The organism is Polymorphospora sp. NPDC051019, assembly GCF_040683055.1.
Classification (GTDB): domain Bacteria; phylum Actinomycetota; class Actinomycetes; order Mycobacteriales; family Micromonosporaceae; genus Polymorphospora; species Polymorphospora lycopeni.
The window spans coordinates 1-3,414 of the sequence record NZ_JBFBCH010000046.1; the positions used below are offsets into that span (position 1 = coordinate 1).

The 3,414-nt window shown below is 56.1% G+C and carries 2 rRNA genes; both read right to left on the reverse strand.

The features are described 5' to 3' along the window. Positions 1 to 5 precede the first annotated feature (5 nt). Positions 6 to 122 (reverse strand): 5S ribosomal RNA (rrf, locus tag AB0M79_RS36225). Between the two features lie 105 nt (positions 123 to 227). Continuing rightward, positions 228 to 3,335: ribosomal RNA gene (locus AB0M79_RS36230) — 23S ribosomal RNA — on the reverse strand. Positions 3,336 to 3,414: the final 79 nt, after the last annotated feature.

Here is a 3,414-nt window from a genome sequence, read left to right on the forward strand (position 1 = left end):
AAGAAGTCCGGCGGTGTCCTACTCTCCCACACCCTCACGAGTGCAGTACCATCGGCGCTGGAGGGCTTAGCTTCCGGGTTCGGAATGTAACCGGGCGTTTCCCCTCCGCCATAACCGCCGTAACACTATCGACTTATCAAACACCACCCACAACCACCCACATTCCCTTGGGCGGGGGGTCGGGTGTTCGTTTGTCGGGAATCACACAGTGGACGCGTAGCAGCTTAGTAGTCAAGTCCTCGGCCTATTAGTACCGGTCAACTCAACACGTTACCGTGCTTACATCTCCGGCCTATCAACCCAGTCGTCTAACTGGGAGCCTTACCCCACCAAGGTGGGTGGGATACCTCATCTTGAAGCGAGCTTCCCGCTTAGATGCTTTCAGCGGTTATCCCTTCCGAACGTAGCCAACCAGCCATGCTCCTGGCGGAACAACTGGCACACCAGAGGTTCGTCCGTCCCGGTCCTCTCGTACTAGGGACAGCCCTTCTCAAGTATCCTACGCGCACGGCGGATAGGGACCGAACTGTCTCACGACGTTCTAAACCCAGCTCGCGTACCGCTTTAATGGGCGAACAGCCCAACCCTTGGGACCTGCTACAGCCCCAGGATGCGACGAGCCGACATCGAGGTGCCAAACCATCCCGTCGATATGGACTCTTGGGGAAGATCAGCCTGTTATCCCCGGGGTACCTTTTATCCGTTGAGCGACACCGCTTCCACACGCAAGTGCCGGATCACTAGTCCCGACTTTCGTCCCTGCTCGACCCGTCAGTCTCACAGTCAAGCTCCCTTGTGCACTTACACTCAACACCTGATTGCCAACCAGGATGAGGGAACCTTTGGGCGCCTCCGTTACCCTTTAGGAGGCAACCGCCCCAGTTAAACTACCCACCAGACACTGTCCCTGAACCGGATCACGGCCCCAAGTTAGATACCCAAATCAACCAGAGTGGTATTTCAAGATTGCCTCCACCTGTACTGGCGTACAAGCTTCACCGGCTCCCACCTATCCTACACAAGCTAATTCAGATACCAATGTCAAGCTATAGTAAAGGTCCCGGGGTCTTTCCGTCCTGCCGCGCGTAACGAGCATCTTTACTCGTAATGCAATTTCGCCGGGCCTGTGGTTGAGACAGTGGGGAAGTCGTTACGCCATTCGTGCAGGTCGGAACTTACCCGACAAGGAATTTCGCTACCTTAGGATGGTTATAGTTACCACCGCCGTTTACTGGCGCTTAAGTTCTCAGCTTCGCCCCGAAGAGCTAACCGGTCCCCTTAACGTTCCAGCACCGGGCAGGCGTCAGTCCATATACATCGAATTACTTCTTCGCATGGACCTGTGTTTTTAGTAAACAGTCGCTTCCCCCTGCTCTCTGCGGCCATACCACGCTCCAGGAGCAAGTCCCTTCACGCGTCCGGCCCCCCTTCTCCCTAAGTTACGGGGGCAATTTGCCGAGTTCCTTAACCACAGTTCGCCCGATCGCCTCGGTATTCTCTACCTGACCACCTGTGTCGGTTTGGGGTACGGGCCGCTAAGAACTCGCTAGAGGCTTTTCTCGGCAGCATAGGATCACTGACTTCACCTGAATCGGCTCGGCATCACGTCTCAGCCACAAGGTGTGCGGATTTGCCTACACACCGGCCTACACGCTTACCCCGGCACAACCACCGGCCGGGATCAGCTACCTTCCTGCGTCACCCCATCGCTTGACTACTACCCGCCAGGTTCCCAGGCTCACCAGCATCAGTCCGAAGACCTCCACCAGATCACGTGGTTAGCACAACGAGGTTCATCATGGGCGCTCTTTCGCGGGTACGGGAATATCAACCCGTTGTCCATCGACTACGCCTCTCGGCCTCGCCTTAGGTCCCGACTCACCCAGGGCGGATTAACCTAGCCCTGGAACCCTTGGTCATCCGGCGGAAGGGTTTCTCACCCTTCATTCGCTACTCATGCCTGCATTCTCACTCGTGCCGCGTCCACAGCTGGGTCACCCCGCTGCTTCACCCCCGGCACGACGCTCCCCTACCCATCCACACACCTGCACCCACACCCAAAGGCATAGGCGAAGTAAAAATGTGAATGCCACAGCTTCGGCGGTGTACTTGAGCCCCGCTACATTGTCGGCGCGGAACCACTTGACCAGTGAGCTATTACGCACTCTTTAAAGGATGGCTGCTTCTAAGCCAACCTCCTGGTTGTCTATGCGACCCCACATCCTTTTCCACTTAGCACACGCTTAGGGGCCTTAGCTGGTGATCTGGGCTGTTTCCCTCTCGACTACGAAGCTTATCCCCCGCAGTCTCACTGCCACGCTCTCACTTACCGGCATTCGGAGTTTAGCTGATTTCGGTAAGCTTGTAGGCCCCCTAGACCATCCAGTGCTCTACCTCCGGCAAGAAACACGCAACGCTGCACCTAAATGCATTTCGGGGAGAACCAGCTATCACGGAGTTTGATTGGCCTTTCACCCCTAACCACAGGTCATCCCCCAACTTTTCAACGTTGGTGGGTTCGGCCCTCCACACGGTCTTACCCGCGCTTCAGCCTGCCCATGGCTAGATCACTCCGCTTCGGGTCTAGAACATGCGACTAAACGCCCTATTAAGACTCGCTTTCGCTACGGCTACCCCACACGGGTTAACCTCGCCACATGCCACTAACTCGCAGGCTCATTCTTCAAAAGGCACGCCGTCACCCCTAAAGGCTCCGACGGATTGTAGGCGAACGGTTTCAGGTACTATTTCACTCCCCTCCCGGGGTACTTTTCACCATTCCCTCACGGTACTAGTCCGCTATCGGTCACCAGGAAGTATTCAGGCTTACCAGGTGGTCCTGGCAGATTCACGGCAGATTACAGGGGTCCGCCGCTACTCGGGAACATCCACAGAAGACCAGCCACTTTCACCTACCGGACTATCACCGACTACGGTTGGCTTTCCCACACCATTCGGCTAGCAACTGGCTTTATAACTTCTCGAACAAGTGTCAGCTTGTCCAGCAGAGTCCCACAACCCCGACCACGCAACCCCTGACAGGTATCACACGCAACCGGTTTAGCCTAAATCCGCTTTCGCTCGCCACTACTCACGGAATCACTATTGTTTTCTCTTCCTACGGGTACTGAGATGTTTCACTTCCCCGCGTTCCCTCCACACACCCTATGCATTCAGGTGCGGGTGACATCACATGACTGATGCCAGGTTTCCCCATTCGGACACCCTGGGATCACAGCTTGGTTGACAGCTCCCCCAGGCCTATCGCGGCCTCCCACGTCCTTCATCGGCTCCTGGTGCCAAGGCATCCACCGTCCGCCCTTGACAACTTGACCACAAAGATGCTCGCGTCCACTGTGTAATTCTCAACAAACGACCAACCCACAACCCACAGCACCACACCAAACCACGAAC